Genomic DNA, 17,100 nt, shown 5'->3' with positions numbered 1-17,100 from the left:
AAGGTAGGAAGCGCAATGAAAGATCACTCATTTAATCCGGCTGTCGAAGCGGAACGGTTCAACGGCGGTGATTTCAATAAACGCGAAATCGGGGTGCTGTGGATTCAGCAGGTAATTGTATTCGGCAGGCACAATGGCCGACGGCACCCGTAAAATGGCCGATTTGCGCGCTACGAGCCAGGCATCGCCCTGCTGCTGGCAATAGCTATACTGCTCGTAATCGTCCCAGTTGGGTGGTAACGTACCCAGCTCGATGGTCTGGATCGGTAGCATGTCGGGTACGTTGATGCAGATGGTACGGAAGTCGGCCTGAAGACCGCGCCCTGTTCGGTGTACCACGTTTTCGAGGCACGCCAAGGCCCTCGATGAGGCGGTGTAGATCATGAATCGGTCGGCGGAGTTCCAGCGGGCGGCCCGGCCTGAGGCAACCAGGCTATTGGCCCATTTCGCCAGTGTGATGCGGTAAATCTCCATTCAGATCAGGCCAGGGCACCAAATTCGATCCGCGTTAGCTCATCGTCGATCAGGTCAATGCCGCCAGATGTTTGCATCAGATCGAACGGTCGTTGATTGGCCAGGCCATAGGCGGGTGCGTCGAGCCAGCTTCTGAACTCGGCAATACTCCCGAAAATGGCTTCCCCATGTTGAAAGAGCGCCAGCATTTTCAGGGCCAGTTCACCGGTGGTGGGGCTTAGTTTACGCTTGGTTTCTTTATACCGCAACATGGTTTTCAGTGAGGTGTCGAACAACGGAGCGATCTCCTCCCGCTTATAGCCCGACAACTCAGCCAGATCGAAAAACAGTACGGCATCGACCCCCCGGCGCGACGACAGAACGATCGAAATTTTGTCGCGAATGAGCGGTTCGTAACGCCCGAAAACTGATTTACGCATTGCCTTAGTAGTCATTGTGTTATAGCCACAACGTGAAAATAGGGAAGTTTGTCCCAAAAAAAAAGACAAAAGTAAAGATCGTGCAGATCGTACCTTTGTAGCCTGATACCAATTGGTTACCACTAACGATTTCTGCTTTTGTCAGCTTCAGTAGATACGCTTCTCAAAGACATTCGCAACAAGCGAATTGCACCCGTTTACCTCATCCACGGCGACGAGCCGTTTTACCTCGACCGCATTGCCGACGAACTGGAGAAAGTGGTTGTACCGGTGGCCGAGCGGGGCTTCAACCAGTTTGTACTCTTCGGAAAAGATGCCGATATAGGGACGGTGCTGAATAATGCCCGCCGTTATCCGTTCATGGCCGACCGGCAACTGGTGCTGGTGAAAGAGGCGCAGCAACTGGTTGGTATTAAGGACAAATCGGGGCAGCAATTGCTGGAAAGCTATGCGATGGAACCGCTGGGCAGCACCGTTCTAGCCATTTTCCATCAGGAACCGCTCGACGAACGAAAGGGCTGGGTGAAAGCCTTTGCCAGCAAGGGTGTATTGCTGGGGGTGAAAAAGCTGTACGAAAACAAACTCGTGGATTGGGTGGGTGATTACTGCCGGGGGCGGGGCGTGAAGATCAGCCCCAAGGCCTGCCAGATGCTCGTTGAATCTATCGGGAATGACCTGAAACGGATGGCGAGCGAAGTGGATAAAATGCTGCTCAACCTGCGCGTCGACGAGGAGATTTCGGCCACTACCGTCGAGCGACTGGTTGGCATCAGTAAGGAATACAACGTTTTTGAACTCCAGAAAGCGCTGGCGCAGCGCGATGTGGTGAAGGCCAACCGCATTGTCGATTACTTTGGGCGTAATGCCAAAGACAACCCCGCCGTGGTGGTGCTGGCGCAGTTATACCAGTATTTCAGCCGGGTGTTGCTGGTGCAGGCGAGCAAAGACCAAAGCGAGCGCGGGCTGGCGTCGGCGCTGGGTGTGAACCCATTTTTCGTTAAAGATTACCTGTCGGCTGCCCGCGCCTATCCGCTGGTCAAAGTAGCGGATATTATTCACGCCATTCGTCGGGCCGACGCGCAATCGAAAGGAATTGACACGCCGACCCTCTCCGAGGGCGATATTCTTCGCGAACTGGTGTTTACTGTATTGCACTAAGTTGCTGATTCACAGCAGACCACGGGTTGTTGCAGCCACTTGGTATTGTTAGAGATGCCCGATCTTATCAGCGGTGGGTCTGGGGAAATTGTAGCGGAATATGGGCGGCAGTTCGTAGGTATGATCAATATTGATCAGTTCGGTTATCAGTCCTGTGTTCAGCCCGAATACCCAGCCATGAACGAGGGGGCGCTGGTCGTTGCGCCAGGCCAACTGAACAACTGCCGTACGAACAATATTCATGACCTGTGCTACCACGTTTAGTTCAACCAGCCGATTGCTACGGCCATCCTCCGTGTCGATGGCATTGATCTCCGCTTCATTGAGCGCGTAAACGTCCCGGATATTTTGTAACCATTTGTTAATCAGGCCCAGATCATCCTGCGTCATGGCTGCCTTGACACCCCCGCAACCATAATGGCCACAGACAATAATGTGTTCTACTTTCAGTACTTCTACCGCGTATTGCAACACGCTCTGGAGGTTCATGTCGGTATGAACGACCATATTGGCGATGTTGCGGTGTACAAAAATCTCACCTGGTTTTGCCCCCGTAATACTTTCGGCCGGTACGCGGCTGTCGGCACAGCCAATCCAGAGAAATTTAGGTTTTTGCCCCTCTGCCAGGGTGCTGAAATATGAATTGTCGGACTCTAACTGTTCCTGAACCCAGGCTTTATTCGCCAGTAATAGCTTCTCGTAAGCTTGTATGGTCTTTGGCATAATTCTGTTTTAAAAATACTTCGTTTAATTCGTAATGAATTCCCTGCATACTGGCTGTCTCCGTGAAATCGGTCAGCATATTTACGATATCATGGTCGATAAAACTTGCCTGACGGCCATCGACATACACGATATCTCCCTGTTTCAGGCCTCGAAGCGTCTCTTTTAACTGTGGTTTACTCAAAAAGTAAATGTCTTTCTGAAACTTGATGAGGACTTTATTGCCATCCCGAACCACCCGGAAAGTGGATTGCGAATTGGTGTAAAGCACGTATAATAACCCAATTACTGTACCGACCGAAATCCCGATGAGCAGATCGGTGAAGACAATCCCAATCACCGTGACAATGAAGGGAACAAACTGATTCATGCCATCGCGGTAGATGCTCATAAAGAGTGATGGCTTAGCCAGTTTGTAGCCCACAGTCATCAGCAGTGCGGCCAGGCAGGACAGGGGAATGTAGTTGAGCACCGACCCGGCCAGGGCTACTGCACTTAGCAGCAGCACGCCGTGCGTCATGGCCGACACTCGTGTTCTACCCCCGCCAAACACGTTGGCCGACGTGCGCACGACCACCGATGTGATCGGCAGGCCTCCAAGCATGCCCGACGTCAGGTTGCCAATACCTTGTGCTATCAACTCCTGATTGGGTGATGATGTTCGTCTAAGCGGGTCGAGCCGGTCGGCCGCTTCAAGATTCAGCAGGGTCTCCAGACTGGCAACCAGGCCAACCGTAGCAGCTACGGTGTATACGGCCGGGTTGGTGAGAATAGCGAAGTCTGGAAAACTGAATACAGCCGTTACCTTCTGCCCGACTTTAAACACCGGAATCCTGACCATATGCGCGTTGTTGTCGCCCAGATACCAGTCGGGATAGTATAGTAAGTACAGTTGATTGAGTGCTACCCCGATGAAAACAACCGTCAGCGCAGCGGGCAGGTTTTTGAAAAACTTCATGCCTCGTCCGGCGTTGCGTTCCCAGAATATGAGCACGATGATCGAGATAATACTGATCAGCACCGCTCCGGGACTAGCCGTAACGATAGCGCGGTAAATTTCGGAAATCGTGTTTTCGCCATCCGCCAGTTGACTGAATTCAAACTCGCCTTCGTAGTCATTATCGCGGCCCAGGGCGTGCGGAATTTGCTTGAGTATAATAACGATGCCAATTCCGACCAGCATGCCCTTGATGACACTATCGGGAAATAAGCTGCTGAAACGCCCGGCTTTTAGCAGGCCAAGGCCCAGTTGGAAGATTCCCGCCAGAATAACCGCTACCAGAAAGGCTTCGAATGAACCCAGCCTGATAATCGAATCGGCCACGATGACAGCCAGGCCTGCTGCCGGCCCGCTTACGCTTAGTTCAGAACCCGATAGCGCCCCCACAACCATACCGCCGATGATGCCTGCAACAAGCCCCGAGAATAAGGGCGCCCCAGACGCCAGGGCAATGCCCAGACACAGTGGCAAGGCAACCAGAAAGACAGAGATACCGGCTGGCAGATCATACTGAAGTGTTGACAGCGTATAGCGCCTCAGCGTTTTTAGTGGATTGACCAATTGCATAAGTAACCTGTCGAGTAAGGTGGGAGTCGACCCTTCATTTGGGTGAGCAAATTAAGCGAAGTAATCCATTATTAAAATAAGGTTAAAGCCAATCGGCTTTTAACTGATAAAATCTGATTTGATCAGACCTCAGGTACGTCTCTTCGCCAAAATGAGGCGTTAAAAATTAGGCGCAATGTTAATCTGGCTATATGCACATTTCTTTGTGCGGGCGTTATATCTTACTCTTTATATATGTAATTGATATGAATTTGGGCACAAAAAAGCCCCGGATCATGGAATCGGGGCTTTCTTTATTTCATTGGTTTAACCTTTCCCGTAACGTCAATTAAGACGTAACTGTTTTCGTACATACGTTGGATTTACCCGGTTTAGATGCCAGGCATATCGATTTTTTTTAGGTCACACGAAGTCTGATTGTTCCAAAAATACTTGGTTATGCGTTGTTGTCGGTGTTAAGTAGCGGTCTCATCATCCATAGGATCAAGACCGCAAATGCGGCGAAAGCTACTAGTTCATACATAACGTTTAAGGTTTATATGATAACGTAAAATTACTTTGCTGAATTACAGGCTACCAGAAAAACGGATTTTTTAAGCAAAGTTAACTAGCTATATATGCCACATATTCCGTGCCAGTGTATAGTAGTTATACTACAAATGGTATATAATAAAACATACGGAAAAATTAGTTTTGGAACGGTCTTTGATGTAGACACATAAAGATAGATTGTTTATAAGCTTTCTTCGCTTGACAGGAGCGACGTTGGTTTTACTGACCACATAAGCAGCCATTTATTCTGTGAGCACAGGTGTACAATGCCCCAAATGTCGATCTTATCAGTTGTCTGGCAAGATAATACGAATCGAAGGCCGACAGCGGGTAGAAGACATTGTGTTTACTGGTGGCATTGATTCACTGGCCGGGTTATACCATAACCGTAGCATTCAGGTGACGTGTATTACGTGTGCCTATGAGTGGTATCCGGCAAAATGGGTACTCAAAGAAAGACTTCGGAACCGTCAGCAAAAGTTTGACCATGAGAAGCGCTGGAAAACTGCTTTTTATAAAGCTGTAGAGCTGGACGATCGGAATGAAGCTGCCCGCCTTCTGGAGAAGGAACGCGCCCATCTATTTACTCAAATGGGGATTCGCCGAGCGTATTATACGCTGAAGAAGGAAGACCGATCTTCTCTCATCTTCATGGCTAGCTTCATGGTTCTATGTCTTAGTCTGGTTGCTGGTCTACTCTTTGGCTTCGCTACGTAGCTAGTTGGGTATTACTATCCGGGCGAAGGCTTACTTGTCGACTACAAGATACTTTCTTAATTCCTCCATCATTGGTGAACTGGGATAAAGAAGTTCTGCCGCCTCGGTGTATTCCTGAATCAGATAGTGCTGGTAAAGAAGAAAGCGCACCGCTCGTCTGATTGTCTCCTCGTCTAGTTTTGTCCGTTGGCTAATGTCGACAATACTGCCTGGCGAATCTCGTACAGACAGAAGAATCGCCCGTTCAATCGAGCTAAAAGTAGTTATGTCTCGCGTATTCATTTACTTATAGTTGGATCGCGAGTGAAGTGCAAATGACATGCCAGTGTCTGAAACTGGCAATATGTTCATCTTATGGAGTGATCGTTAAAGTTGATATATTCTATTGATAATGAGGAAATTAAGTATAAATAGTCCAGTGCTTTTTGATCAATTAAGTGCCATAAAATCAAATTATAATTGATTATAGACCACTGAAGGCCGACTGGAGGTGTTGTGGTGCAGTCGTTTAGGTAAGAAAGCGTACGTTTTGCAGGACAAGTAACGCCTGAGTTTGTTAGATAGGCAGGAAATCAACAACAGACAGACGACGAATGGAAACGACTACAATTATGCTTCTGATCCTGGCAATGCTAATTGGACTGGGCTATGCCGGGTACGTTTGGGCTAAACGTCGTACTACTGTTCGGTCAGATTTGGTTGATCTTGACCGGCAGGAAGATGCGTATAGGTACGGATTTCTTGATCGGCTAGGGCGACGGGTCAAGATGGTGAAGACGAGGTGGCTCAAACGGCGGAAAGCATGAACAAGACCAGCAGGCATACCTGGATTGGGAAGTATGCCCGCTGGCCAGGTACGTTATTCTTTCTCGTTTCTACGCAGCAGCAAAACAACCGCCGTGACGATACCCGCCCCAATTAGCGCCTTCTGAATCAGCCCTTTGCGGTCGTATTTCCAATCAGCTTTCATACCCTTTTCGGCAAAAATATTAGGCACGCGGCCTTGCTTCAGGTCGTCCAGGATACCTTCGACCACGTTGACCCGATCAGCAAGTAGAAGCGGGAGCCAGTGGGCATAGGATGATTCACTATACCTGAAGGCATACCGGCGGATGGCTCCACTCAAACCGGAAGGTGGCGTAGACGTACCAAATACGGCACTTACATTGGGCCGCTCAATGGATTGCAGTACTTCGATGTCGATCGGTTGCTGGGTTGGCCGTTCCCAGGTGTAGCCCCGTTGTTCGGCATCTGTACGATCTTTCATCGGGTACGTCGGATCGTTTTTTGGGTTTGCATCGATTCCCCAGCCCGGAATATGGGCGTAGTCGTTGGCTTTCTTTTGTGTCGTTTCCATAGTTGATCGGCTTCACTGGCGAGCAGAGGGAGGAATAAGTACGGGTTTAATGCAGTTGTCGAGCTTATTGGCGAATATGTTATACCCTTCGGCTACTTCTTCCAGCGGTATCCGATGGGTGATAAGTGCCTTCGGATTAAGGATACCGTTCTGCACGTGTTCGATGAGCCGGGGCAGGTGGCGCTTCACCGATGCCTGATTACCACGGATGGTCAGCCCTTTGTTTAGCACATTACCAATCGGTACCAGGTTGTCTGTTGGGCCATATACGCCCACAATAGACACGATTCCCCCTTTTTTGACCGAGTTGATTGCCCAGTGCAATGCAGTAGCTGAACCAGCCTGTAGCAGCGTTTTCCGGCCGGTAATCGTTTGCAGGGCACTGCCCGCTGCTTCGGCACCAACGGCGTCGATACAAACATCGGCACCCATCCAGTCGGTAGCTTTTTTGATGAACACAACCGGATCGTCAATTTCTGTAAAGTTGTACGCTTCGCAGGGGGCATAATTTCGGACGAACTCAAGCCGGTATTCGTACTGGTCGAAGACGATGACCCGGCCTGCCCCGAAGAGCCAGGAGCACCGGGCGGCCATAATACCCACCGGCCCTGCCCCGAAAACAACCACTGTGTCGCCGGGCTGAATACCGGCCATCTCGGCGGCCTGGTAGCCGGTGGGCACCACATCGGTCAGCAACACGGCATCATCGGGGTCCATACCTTGAGGAATAACGGTTGGCCCCACATTGGCATACGGCACCCGAACAAACTCGGCCTGCCCCCCGTCGTATCCCCCGGCGATGTGGGCGTATCCATAGAACCCACCTACGGCTGTTGCTTCCGGGTTGGACTCGTGGCAATTGCCGAATAAGCCTTGTTGGCAAAAATGACACTTACCACAGGCAATGTTGAAGGGCACGATCACCGTATCGCCCACTTTAACTTTGTGTACTTCCGGCCCAATCTCTTCGATTACTCCGATGAATTCGTGGCCGAAAGTCATGCCCACGCGCGTATCCGGCACATTGCCGTTATACAAATGCAGGTCGGACCCACAGATGCAGGAACGGGTCACCCGGACAATGGCATCCTCGGGATGCTTGATTGTGGGCATGGGCTTTTGATCGATGCGGACCCGTCGGGGGCCACGATAGTTCATAGCTAGCATAAGGCTAATCAGCTTGATTGTTAGGGGCTATCGGCAACACAGGCCTGTGTTGCTTTCAGTAACAAACCTGAATCAAAAGATCAGCGCCAATTCGCTCTGGAAAAGTAAGGCTATGGTACAGGCATCCAGGCTGGTTACCGACCGTCTACCGGTAGCCAGGTACGTTGTGACTGCATGCCTGGTCGACCAAGAATGCCAGTAGCTAAGCTGCTCCAGTTACTGATTAGGAACTGAGGCTCCTGCCGCCCGTAAGTGGGCTTGTATATGCTGAGCGTACGCGGCCTCGTCCAGCAGTTCAATCTCCTGCTGGCTGAAGAAACCGACGACTACATCGTTAAACTGGTTGTAATGGTATTCTTCCAGCCAGTTCTCTCCCTCGGTTTCACTCAATTCAAAGCTTACCAGTTGGGTACTCAGGCTGTAGTACAGTTTGAAGCGCCTGGTGTCGGTTGGGGGCAGGGGCTTACCCAGTTTGGCATTCTCAAAAGCGCTGCGCACTTGTTGCGCTATATGGGCTATTTGATCATCAGGTAGATTGTGGGCTGTCACAGGCTGCTGATTCAGGAATAAACGGAGCGGCTGGTAAGTAAGTCAACCAGCCGTGGTGTGTAGAACTTGATTACTAAAGGTAGGCTAAATGTTGCTCGTTGGTTCCTGTTTCTCAGGCAATAGCCAATTATTAGTGACGTATATAGGTAAACTAATGCGGTTTTATGTAGCATGATTAATCGGTTCATGTCTAACTAGAAGTCACCACGTGTAATAGGGGCCTGGTTTATCTTCATGAAAACATGTGCTTGAGCCACAATCAATTGAGAGAGATAAGTGTCTTAGTAACGAACGGCCTAACATCTGGCCAACTGCTGAATGTAGATCGTTATTTACCAGAAAGTAACCAGTACATTCTGCTCAGCGACGGCTCTGGTTGGGAGATACTTTTTACGTTGAATACGGGCCAGGTACGTTACTACATGGAAGACAAGCCAGCGCATCCACATAATATATTCCTGTTTGTTGACCGGTGCCGAGAGTTGGGCCTACTTTATTAATGCTTCTGGTATGGCGGATTCTAATTCGGTACGTTACCAAAAACAATGTCTGGTTTAAACAGTTATTTATGTACCTGAAAAGTAGACTAAGAAACCGGCGTCAAAAGCACCCGGCTTTTAACCATATTCATCCAACTACTTAAGACCAGTACAGTATCATAACGCCCCTGAAGGACACTTCCTTCAGGGGCGTTATGTGTTTATTGATTACTGAGGGCTGTAACTGATTGAGGTATATCCAGTTCATGTACTGTCGTCTCTTCTACCAAAACAGGCAATAATGCGCCCAATCGGATTGATAAAAAGCTGTAAATCAAGCTGGTATTTCCATACCTGGGAGCCTGTTTATTTCCTGATATAGCCAGCAATGACTAGGAGAGATGAACGGACAGCGTGTTGTTGAAGAAAGATGATAAATGCGGCGTCAACCGACGTATAAACCAGCCATCTTATTTAGTTTAGCCGATACCGGAGTTGTGTGCTAACAAAAAGACCGTTACGAATTTTAGTCGTAACGGTCTGATTATCAGTGTAGCGGGGAGCAGGATCGAACTGCCGACCTTAGGGTTATGAATCCTACTCTATTTGGTTTTATATGGTCTTATATGTTTTTATATGTCTAATAGTCAACAATTTATGAATTTATAAAACCATCAGAAACCAGATCAAATCGCTGTTTGTTGTACCTATGTTGTACCCAGTGAATTGTTGTACCAGCAAAATTTTGGGTCAGCTCTTTAAACTAGCGTCATACAATGGCTTCTTCAATCAAGATTGTCTTGCGTAAGAAACAAAATCAAGATGGCACTTTCCCCATCGCCATTCGCATTACCAAAGACCGTAAGTCAACCTATACTTATTTAGGTTATAGTGTGGCTGAGAACCAGTGGGATGCCAAAGAGCATAAGGTCAAAAAGAGCCATCCCAATTCAACCCGGTTGAACAACCTCATCGAGAAAAAGAAATCGGAACTCAGCGATAAGCTGATCGAACTGCAAGTTCAGCAAAAGGACACGTCGGTTGGTGCCATTCGCAAGCAGATCAAACCCAAACAAAACGGTTCCTTTTTTGCGCAGGCTAGTGCCTACATTGATAACATGCGTAAAGAGGGAAAATATAACCGGGTATTAACGGAAGAGGCCCGAATCAAGCACTTTAGATCGTTCTTGGATGAAGGGGATATTACCTTCCCGGAGATCGACGTTCCCTTGCTCAACCGCTTTCGTGCCTATCTGAAAAGTGAACGAAAAATCAGTGAGCGCACTATCATCAATCACCTGATACTCATCCGCACCGTCTATAATCAGGCGATTGCAGGCAATGTTGTGGACCGGAAACATTACCCGTTTGGCAAAGGGAAGATTGGCATCAAATTTCCAGATTCAATCAAACTCGGCCTGGTGCCAAAGGAGGTTAAGGCCGTAGAAACGCTTGATTTGTCGGATAATGCCTATCACAACCATGCGCGTAATATCTGGCTTATTGCTTTTTATTTTGCCGGGATGCGTGTATCAGACGTCTTACGATTAAAATGGGCCGATTTTCAAGACGACCGGCTGCATTATACAATGGGCAAGAATAAAAAAGCGGGTTCGCTGAAAACGCCAGACAAGGTCCTCAGCATTCTTAGCCAGTATCAGGATCACCCGAAGAAACATGATCTGATATTTCCCGAGTTAAAAGTCTTGGATGATTTTGGCGATACCTATAACGTTCAACGCAAAATTTCCTATGCCGTGAAACGGCTCAATGCAGCCTTAGAGGAAGTAGCCAAACGTGCTGAGATCAGCAAGCCATTGACGATGCACATTGCACGACATACATTTGGCAATATTTCGGGAGACAGGATACCCATCCAGAAACTGCAAGAACTGTATCGTCATTCCAGTGTCACCACCACAATTGGCTACCAGAGTAGTTTTATCAACAAGACTGTTGACGATGCGCTAGACGCGGTTCTGATGATGGAGTAGAGATCATTATTATTTAAGTTCGCTTTTACTGGATTTTCCAATTTGAAAAGCGTTTGTTAAAACCTTATTTTGATGCAGGTCATAAGGTTCCGGATAGGGAATGGGAACAGTTTTTTCTGATTTGAATCCTGATGATATGCCCATCTTACAAGCAGAGGGTCGGGGATTCGGATCCCTCAATTACCACACTGAAAATCAAGCACTTACGAGATAAAACTTGTAAGTGCTTTTTTATTTGCACAAGGGTTTAAGAACAATTTTAAAACTTATGCATGCCGTTGTATCCTTTCCTCATCCCTAAGACGACTGTGCGTTATTGGTCAATTTATACTTCAGAATAAATTGATCGGGAATGTACCAATAACATAAGGATTTTCAGTCCTTAAATAATTGGTTTCATGTGGTCTCATGTAACTGATTATGAGTACTTTAGTCATCACATAGAAGCACAAGATTCCGGGTCAAACCACCACTTGTTGTAGGATTGTCGTAGTAGCATGGCGACTGTCAAAATTATATTACGTAAGGAGTAGAAACAGGACGGCACGTTTCCGCTCGCCATACGGATCACCAAGAACCGTAAATCCTCTTACATTTATTTAGACTACAGCGTAAAAGATGATGATTGGGACGAGGATGCGCATCGCGTCAAAAAATCACATCCCAATTCAAAATGGCTCAATAACTTCCTCCTGAAGAAGCTGGCTGATGCCAATGACCTCTCGCTTGAGCTGGAATCCCAGAAATCGCATGTGTCCTCCCATGCAGTCAAACAGCGCATCAAACCATCCGCTGGCTCGACTTTCAACGCGCAGGCTGACCTTTACCTTCAGCGGTTGAAAGAAGCCGGAAAGTATAATCAGTACACAGCCGATAAACCACGGGTCAAGCATTTCAAAGAGTTTATCAAGGAAGATATTGGGTTTCCTGATATCACGGTATCAATCCTTGAACGGTTTCATGCTTACGTGAAAAACAAGCTCAACCTATCCGAACGGTCTGCTGTCAATCACCTTGTCATGATGCGTTCGGTATTCAGCCATGCCATCAAAGAAGGCATCGTTGATCAAAAAGTTCTACCCCTTTGGCAAGGGCAAGATGAAAATCAAGTTTCCCGATACATCCAAGGTTGGCCTCAGCCTCGATGAAATCCTACGCCTTGAAACCGTAGCACTTGATGGTGTACCCCATCATGCCCGCTGTTCTCATACTACTTCGCTCGAATGCGGATCAGTGATGTACTCCGTATCCGGTAGAGCGATTTTCAGAATGACCGTCTTTATTATGAGATGGGCAAGAATAATAAAGGAGGCTCACTCAAGACACCCGAGAAGGCTGCTCTGATTATTGAGCAGTATCAGGCATTCAAACGCAATAAGGATGATTTGATTTTACCGGAGTTGAAAGAGGTAGACTTTAGCAACCAGTTTATTGCATCTAGGACAATTGCGTTCAGAACAAGTGCGATTGATAAATGCCTTAAAAATTATGTTGCGCCAGCAGCGGAGATCGACAAAAAGCTGACCATGCATTTAGCCCGTCATTCCTTCGCGCAGGTTGCAGGAGATAAAATTCCCTTGCAGATATTGCAAAAGCTTTACCGGCATAGCAGCATTATCACAACAATGGGCTATCAGTCTAACTTTACGACACAGCAGGCTGATGAATCACTAGATAAAGTGTTGAACAATAAATAAACTAATGTAGACAGATTGTATACATGACTTTCTACTATAGGTACTTTACCTACGATCCTGTTGTATAAATGCACATAAATAAATGTTTATACTTTCAAATCTACCAGAATATAAGTTTAGATAGATCTAATTCGCTTTTGGGAAGATGACACAAAACGCTTAATTTACCTGCTCTAACTTCCACACGTATCCATGCAACCAAAAGTATTTGTTTCTTATTCAGAAAAAGGTCAATCTGAACTTATCAAGAAATTCATTGGAGAGATAAAGGGTGTAATCATTGATAATGACTGTGTACCAGTTGACCCTATGACTGACCGTGATATCGGTAGTATCAAGGAAAAGGTTGAAGAAGACATTCGTAGATCAGATATCCTATTTGTAGAGGGTACATTACAGATACCAAATGTCATGTACGAGATAGGGTATGCTGAAGCTTCCGGCAAACCTTATCTATTATTCGTGAACGACAATATATTGACTGACGAAAAACTTAGAGAGCATCGCGAATTTTTGGGTATTCAAAAAAGAAGAATGGCATCTGATTTAGGGGACAAAGAATATTTTAAATACCCTAGTAAAATAGATGATTCAGAAGGGTGGTCTAAATTTAAAAATGAAGTTGGAGAAATGCTCACTAAACTTAAAAAGCATGAGCTTTCTTCAAAAAAAATACAGTTAGTTAGAAGTCAGCAAGAGCTGAGGCTTGAAGTTGCAGAGATTGGTAAACTTCACAATCATTCACACCCAATTATTGGCCTTTTAGCTGGCTGGTTCGATCGGATTGTTAAAGACTTAAAAGATGGTGGAAGAGACTCATTTGAGATTGACTCAGATTATTACCAATCATGTCTATCTTATTTTAGTCGTGAAGGCGATAAAATAGTAGCTGTTGCTGATTTGGATTTCGAGCCTTTTTGGCTAGACAACCCAGACCCTCTCAATACAAGAGTTTCAGAGCGCATTTTTCTCTTAAAATGGAGTGATTTACATGACGATTATTTACTAGATAAGCAGTATAAAATTCTCGCGAGCCAAGCAAAAGAATATAATCTTTACGTTAGCTCAGCTCCCGAAATTTCACTGATTCAGAGATTCCTCCCCGACACCATCAGTTGGAATTTTTTGTTAATTGAGCCAGATCTAGTTGGCTATTATGTTTTGCAAAATGGGAGAAAACTTCTAAAAATCCGAAAAGACAGGAATATTTTCGAAGACATGAAAAGTGTTTACTCCGAACTTAAACAAGATGCTCTGAGAATTGAGCGGGGTAGAGACTATCTCTCACTAAAAAAAGCTTACATTGAAAAGAAGCAAATCGGAGCTTGGAAGGAGGAATATAGTCAGGAAGTTCAAGACAGACCATCTGAGTATTTTGATCTTTATAAAGAGCACATCATGTGCTGGATACCACAATATAATGGACTAATTGAGCATTGCTCAAACGTTACTCAAGTAGAAATTCTCAAGATACTTCGTGAAAGTGATACCAAACTTAAGGTTTTAGAGATTGGGTACGGTGACGGCGCCTTAACTGGTAAACTGCTAAATTGGATTGATACAATTAATCAACCAATGCATATCATGCAGGACAATATTATTCAATACATGGGAGTAGATCCAGCTCAACGCCGATGGATAAATAGTCTGCGTGAAAACTTGGGATTCGAATTATATGACCGTTACCACAATTCTTTTTTAGAAGGTGCAGCCTGGGATGCTTTAGACCCAATCACGATAGCCAATAAACCATACAACGTAATTTGTGGATCACTTGTATTACACGATATATTAGAACACGACAATTCGAGAATTAAGATAAATGAAATGCTTTCAAGCAGGATGTATGGTCATCTAGCTCAATCTGGAAGTGTCATTTTCGCAGACGTTTTCTTTGACGGAGATAAAAAGAGGCAAGATTACGAAGATTGGAAAAAGTGGATGAGGAAAAACTTACCAAACAACGAAGTTGAAAATTTCTTTGAGAGAAATCCGGAAATGATTAATTTCTTATCTACGGAAGAGTTTAGCAGTATCGCTAAAAGCCACAATTATGAGATTGAAGTAATTAAAATCCCTAGGCGACTGCGATGGAATCCATTTAAGGTAATTATCTTACGTGATAAGCGATAACAATCTTTCAACATCGTTCTAGCTCTTTCATCCTGTGTTATGCAAGTCATATGTCTAGAGGATGCTGCATTCTATGCCCTAATTGATGAAGTCGTGGTTCGGCTACGTGAACAGTATGGGCCGGCCAACGACAAGTGGGTCTCTGATGAAGAAGCTATGCACCTTCTGAATGTTAAATCGAAAACTACGCTGCAAAAACTACGCGACGAGGGGAAGATCCGCTTTTCACAGCCGCAAAAGAAAATCATTCTCTATGACCGCGATTCAATTAACGCCTATCTGGAACGAAACGCCCGCAACACATTTTAACGATGGACGAGCAAGAAAAAATAGAGCCCGACTATGTGAAGGGCTTCAATGAGGGCTATACCATCGCCAAACACATGCCGGAACTGGCTGAGCGATTAGCGAATATCGACAGTGATTTCGTCCGGTTGGCTGGCTTCAAGGCGGGACGAGAACAACATCAGGCTGAAATGACCCGTGAGCGTCTACCGGCCTGGCTGACTGGAGACCGTCCGCAAAAAGGTGATATCAACCCCTCAAAGGGAAAAGACCGCGATAGGGAACCCGACAAAGATTAATACCCAAATCCGTTAGTCACGTTCTTTATCAGTCTTACGGTTACGCATCGGCTCAGGTGTTTTCTCCGTTTTTTCGGTCGCTTTTGTGTAGCCTAGTGACATTGAGAAACGGGCCGACATCGACATGCCATCCTGCTCTTTTTTGTCGGGCGTGGGTAATGTCTCTTTGGATACCTCTTCACGCTTAGTCACAGCGAGAATGAGTTTGGCATCCATGTAATTCTGTAATTTCTCGATGTCTTTGGGAGCAGTTTGTTCTTGTGCCAACTCCTCTTTGCTCATACCGCGAAACGGATTGGGAAAGAGACTCTCGCGGACAGTGTCACGGACAACCCGACCAGCTTTGTTATCGCTATTCCGCGTATCCTGTTCTGTTTTTGCCAGCGTATCAGTTTTAAGCGTATCTATTTGCTGTTGTGCGAAGCTCACAGCCTGATCCCGCGACCCTGGCTGACGTGACCTCAAAAAGCCGGGCGGGCTCAGGGTTAAATCCGGCCCCCGATCCTGACGCATGTTCTTGATCTGCTCATCCAGTGCCTGGATGCGCTCTGTGGTTTCCGCTAAACGCGCTTCGGTATGTTCGTAACCTTCCGGAAAACGTGATTTTGTATCATCATTCTGGCTCATCTCCTCGATTGTTTTTAGTTGATGCTCAGTACGCTTATGCTAATATAGACATAAGCTTGATGCGTTTCGTACAGGGAGTGTAAAAATGAGTTGGCAGCAAACACTAACGGGCGTGAGCTTCAGTAGCGATGCGCAACACGCTCAGGTTCTTTCGAATGACGACGTTGAAGAAGGTCGTGTCGGCAGCGTAAAATGGAATGATCTGCTTGTTCATGCGACCGCATTCCCTGAGCTTAAAGATACAGCCCACGGCCTGATCAAGATTCATTTGGGCTACCTGCCGATGGAAAGCGTTCTTATGCCATTTGAGGCCTATTTGCGGGCTTTGATTCATCAGCATTGGCAAGGGGCAATCGAGCAGGAAGACTTCTTGGATCAGATCGAAGATCATATCAAACTGATCCGCAACGAGGATATGAAATACAACACGTGTCAGACCTATGACGAGGCCATCTACCGCAACTACGAGAATACTTATTTACCCTATGGGTATGTGGTCAGAGATCGTCTCAGTCAGTTTTTGGGATACGTGCCTCAACTTGAACACTCAGTGATCGCTGAATTATGGATGCGGGGTATTATGGCCGACGATACGTTTCAACTCGCTGACACGATTGATCCGGTTGATATTCGGGCAATGACGCTTATCAAATACCGCGAGGTGTTGCTTACACAAGGGCAAGTGCCCGCTGATGAGTCACCTCTTTGGGCATAACGGTGCCTGCTATGCTATAAAATTCGCCTAATACCGATTATGTGAAATTATTTGATAGACCCTTTTACCCATCCTTATCGAGTTGATCTCTTGCCGCATTTATCCTCTTAACCCACAATTTGTCGTTTACATGAACTCTCAAATAGTGTAGCGTGTTGCGCTACAGAATACAGAATAATAGAGAGCCC

17 protein-coding genes and 2 pseudogenes are annotated in these 17,100 nt (G+C 46.4%); 11 read left to right on the top strand and 8 right to left on the bottom strand.

The genetic code is table 11. The features are described from left to right. Positions 1-27: 27 nt before the first annotated feature. Positions 28-474, bottom strand: a complete 447-nt coding sequence (locus ACFE8Q_RS05805; protein WP_375444426.1) for an RES family NAD+ phosphorylase — start codon at positions 472-474, stop codon at positions 28-30. 5 nt (positions 475-479) lie between these two features. Continuing rightward, a complete protein-coding gene (locus tag ACFE8Q_RS05800; RefSeq protein WP_085413341.1) occupies positions 480-893 on the bottom strand; it encodes an antitoxin Xre/MbcA/ParS toxin-binding domain-containing protein in 414 nt (137 codons plus the stop codon). Between the two features lie 138 nt (positions 894-1,031). On the opposite strand from ACFE8Q_RS05800, the gene holA reads away from it, so the two are divergent. After that, positions 1,032-2,051, top strand: a complete 1,020-nt coding sequence (gene holA / locus ACFE8Q_RS05795; RefSeq protein WP_375444425.1) for a DNA polymerase III subunit delta — start codon at positions 1,032-1,034, stop codon at positions 2,049-2,051. Positions 2,052-2,099: 48 nt separating this feature from the next. Here the strand turns inward: holA and ACFE8Q_RS05790 are convergent, their stop codons facing one another. Together ACFE8Q_RS05790 and ACFE8Q_RS05785 are read right to left on the bottom strand one after the other, a co-directional pair. Then, positions 2,100-2,774, bottom strand: coding sequence for a carbonic anhydrase (locus ACFE8Q_RS05790; RefSeq protein ID WP_375444424.1), 675 nt, complete (start codon positions 2,772-2,774; stop codon positions 2,100-2,102). Then, positions 2,728-4,341, bottom strand: a complete 1,614-nt coding sequence (locus ACFE8Q_RS05785; RefSeq protein ID WP_375444423.1) for a SulP family inorganic anion transporter — start codon at positions 4,339-4,341, stop codon at positions 2,728-2,730. Before ACFE8Q_RS05785 ends, ACFE8Q_RS05790 begins: the two co-directional genes overlap by 47 nt. Before the next feature lie 843 nt (positions 4,342-5,184). Between ACFE8Q_RS05785 and ACFE8Q_RS05780 the strand changes: the two genes are divergently transcribed. Both ACFE8Q_RS05780 and ACFE8Q_RS05775 read left to right on the top strand, forming a co-directional pair. Further along, positions 5,185-5,610, top strand: a complete 426-nt coding sequence (locus ACFE8Q_RS05780; protein ID WP_375444422.1) for a hypothetical protein — start codon at positions 5,185-5,187, stop codon at positions 5,608-5,610. A gap of 593 nt (positions 5,611-6,203) precedes the next feature. Next, the gene (locus ACFE8Q_RS05775; RefSeq protein ID WP_375444421.1) at positions 6,204-6,416 is read left to right on the top strand and encodes a hypothetical protein; all 213 of its coding nucleotides are present in this window, start codon (positions 6,204-6,206) and stop codon (positions 6,414-6,416) included. 53 nt (positions 6,417-6,469) lie between these two features. Here ACFE8Q_RS05775 and ACFE8Q_RS05770 read toward each other — a convergent pair whose 3' ends face one another. The 3 genes from ACFE8Q_RS05770 to ACFE8Q_RS05760 form a co-directional block, all read right to left on the bottom strand. Beyond that, positions 6,470-6,967 (bottom strand): hypothetical protein, encoded by a 498-nt coding sequence (locus ACFE8Q_RS05770; RefSeq protein WP_375444420.1) that lies wholly within the window; start codon positions 6,965-6,967, stop codon positions 6,470-6,472. 12 nt (positions 6,968-6,979) lie between these two features. Next, positions 6,980-8,134 carry a zinc-dependent alcohol dehydrogenase gene (locus tag ACFE8Q_RS05765; protein WP_375444419.1) on the bottom strand — a complete coding sequence of 385 codons (1,155 nt, stop codon included), beginning with the start codon at positions 8,132-8,134 and terminating at the stop codon, positions 6,980-6,982. A 216-nt stretch (positions 8,135-8,350) separates the two neighbouring features. Continuing rightward, complete coding sequence (locus tag ACFE8Q_RS05760; protein WP_375444418.1) at positions 8,351-8,632, bottom strand: hypothetical protein; 282 nt, start codon at positions 8,630-8,632, stop codon at positions 8,351-8,353. Between the two features lie 1,306 nt (positions 8,633-9,938). On the opposite strand from ACFE8Q_RS05760, the gene ACFE8Q_RS05755 reads away from it, so the two are divergent. From ACFE8Q_RS05755 to ACFE8Q_RS05725, 7 genes and pseudogenes are all read left to right on the top strand, one after another. Further along, on the top strand, positions 9,939-11,156 hold the full coding sequence (locus ACFE8Q_RS05755) for a phage integrase SAM-like domain-containing protein (protein ID WP_375444417.1): 1,218 nt from the start codon (positions 9,939-9,941) through the stop codon (positions 11,154-11,156). 548 nt (positions 11,157-11,704) lie between these two features. Continuing rightward, positions 11,705-11,905, top strand: a pseudogene (locus tag ACFE8Q_RS05750) (Arm DNA-binding domain-containing protein); the annotation flags it as partial. Positions 11,906-11,908: 3 nt separating this feature from the next. Further along, entirely contained in the window at positions 11,909-12,304 is a 396-nt protein-coding gene (locus ACFE8Q_RS05745) for a phage integrase SAM-like domain-containing protein (protein ID WP_375444416.1), read from the top strand. Between the two features lie 123 nt (positions 12,305-12,427). After that, positions 12,428-12,853: pseudogene (locus ACFE8Q_RS05740) on the top strand (tyrosine-type recombinase/integrase); the annotation flags it as partial. Positions 12,854-13,045: 192 nt separating this feature from the next. After that, entirely contained in the window at positions 13,046-14,986 is a 1,941-nt protein-coding gene (locus ACFE8Q_RS05735) for a hypothetical protein (protein ID WP_375444415.1), read from the top strand. 39 nt (positions 14,987-15,025) lie between these two features. Further along, positions 15,026-15,295 carry a helix-turn-helix domain-containing protein gene (locus ACFE8Q_RS05730; RefSeq protein WP_375444414.1) on the top strand — a complete coding sequence of 90 codons (270 nt, stop codon included), beginning with the start codon at positions 15,026-15,028 and terminating at the stop codon, positions 15,293-15,295. Positions 15,296-15,297: 2 nt separating this feature from the next. After that, entirely contained in the window at positions 15,298-15,570 is a 273-nt protein-coding gene (locus ACFE8Q_RS05725) for a hypothetical protein (RefSeq protein WP_375444413.1), read from the top strand. A gap of 12 nt (positions 15,571-15,582) precedes the next feature. Here the strand turns inward: ACFE8Q_RS05725 and ACFE8Q_RS05720 are convergent, their stop codons facing one another. Next, the gene (locus ACFE8Q_RS05720) at positions 15,583-16,197 is read right to left on the bottom strand and encodes a hypothetical protein (RefSeq protein ID WP_375444412.1); all 615 of its coding nucleotides are present in this window, start codon (positions 16,195-16,197) and stop codon (positions 15,583-15,585) included. 112 nt (positions 16,198-16,309) lie between these two features. On the opposite strand from ACFE8Q_RS05720, the gene ACFE8Q_RS05715 reads away from it, so the two are divergent. Next, positions 16,310-16,912 (top strand): hypothetical protein, encoded by a 603-nt coding sequence (locus ACFE8Q_RS05715; protein ID WP_375444411.1) that lies wholly within the window; start codon positions 16,310-16,312, stop codon positions 16,910-16,912. Positions 16,913-17,100 lie beyond the last annotated feature (188 nt).

Origin of the sequence: uncultured Fibrella sp. (assembly GCF_964250085.1) — a bacterium.
Lineage (GTDB): Bacteria > Bacteroidota > Bacteroidia > Cytophagales > Spirosomataceae > Fibrella.
This window is presented reverse-complemented; position numbering and strand designations above follow the sequence as displayed.

Excerpts from the sequence above, each read along its gene's own strand:
- ACFE8Q_RS05805 (WP_375444426.1), bottom strand. The coding sequence starts at position 474 with ATGGAGATTTACCGCATCACACTGGCGAAATGGGCCAATAGCCTGGTT.
- ACFE8Q_RS05775 (WP_375444421.1), top strand. The coding sequence starts at position 6,204 with ATGGAAACGACTACAATTATGCTTCTGATCCTGGCAATGCTAATTGGA.
- ACFE8Q_RS05725 (WP_375444413.1), top strand. The coding sequence starts at position 15,298 with ATGGACGAGCAAGAAAAAATAGAGCCCGACTATGTGAAGGGCTTCAAT.
- ACFE8Q_RS05730 (WP_375444414.1), top strand. The coding sequence starts at position 15,026 with ATGCAAGTCATATGTCTAGAGGATGCTGCATTCTATGCCCTAATTGAT.
- ACFE8Q_RS05800 (WP_085413341.1), bottom strand. The coding sequence starts at position 893 with ATGCGTAAATCAGTTTTCGGGCGTTACGAACCGCTCATTCGCGACAAA.
- ACFE8Q_RS05765 (WP_375444419.1), bottom strand. The coding sequence starts at position 8,134 with ATGCTAGCTATGAACTATCGTGGCCCCCGACGGGTCCGCATCGATCAA.
- ACFE8Q_RS05735 (WP_375444415.1), top strand. The coding sequence starts at position 13,046 with ATGCAACCAAAAGTATTTGTTTCTTATTCAGAAAAAGGTCAATCTGAA.
- ACFE8Q_RS05785 (WP_375444423.1), bottom strand. The coding sequence starts at position 4,341 with ATGCAATTGGTCAATCCACTAAAAACGCTGAGGCGCTATACGCTGTCA.
- ACFE8Q_RS05755 (WP_375444417.1), top strand. The coding sequence starts at position 9,939 with ATGGCTTCTTCAATCAAGATTGTCTTGCGTAAGAAACAAAATCAAGAT.
- ACFE8Q_RS05720 (WP_375444412.1), bottom strand. The coding sequence starts at position 16,197 with ATGAGCCAGAATGATGATACAAAATCACGTTTTCCGGAAGGTTACGAA.
- ACFE8Q_RS05790 (WP_375444424.1), bottom strand. The coding sequence starts at position 2,774 with ATGCCAAAGACCATACAAGCTTACGAGAAGCTATTACTGGCGAATAAA.
- ACFE8Q_RS05770 (WP_375444420.1), bottom strand. The coding sequence starts at position 6,967 with ATGGAAACGACACAAAAGAAAGCCAACGACTACGCCCATATTCCGGGC.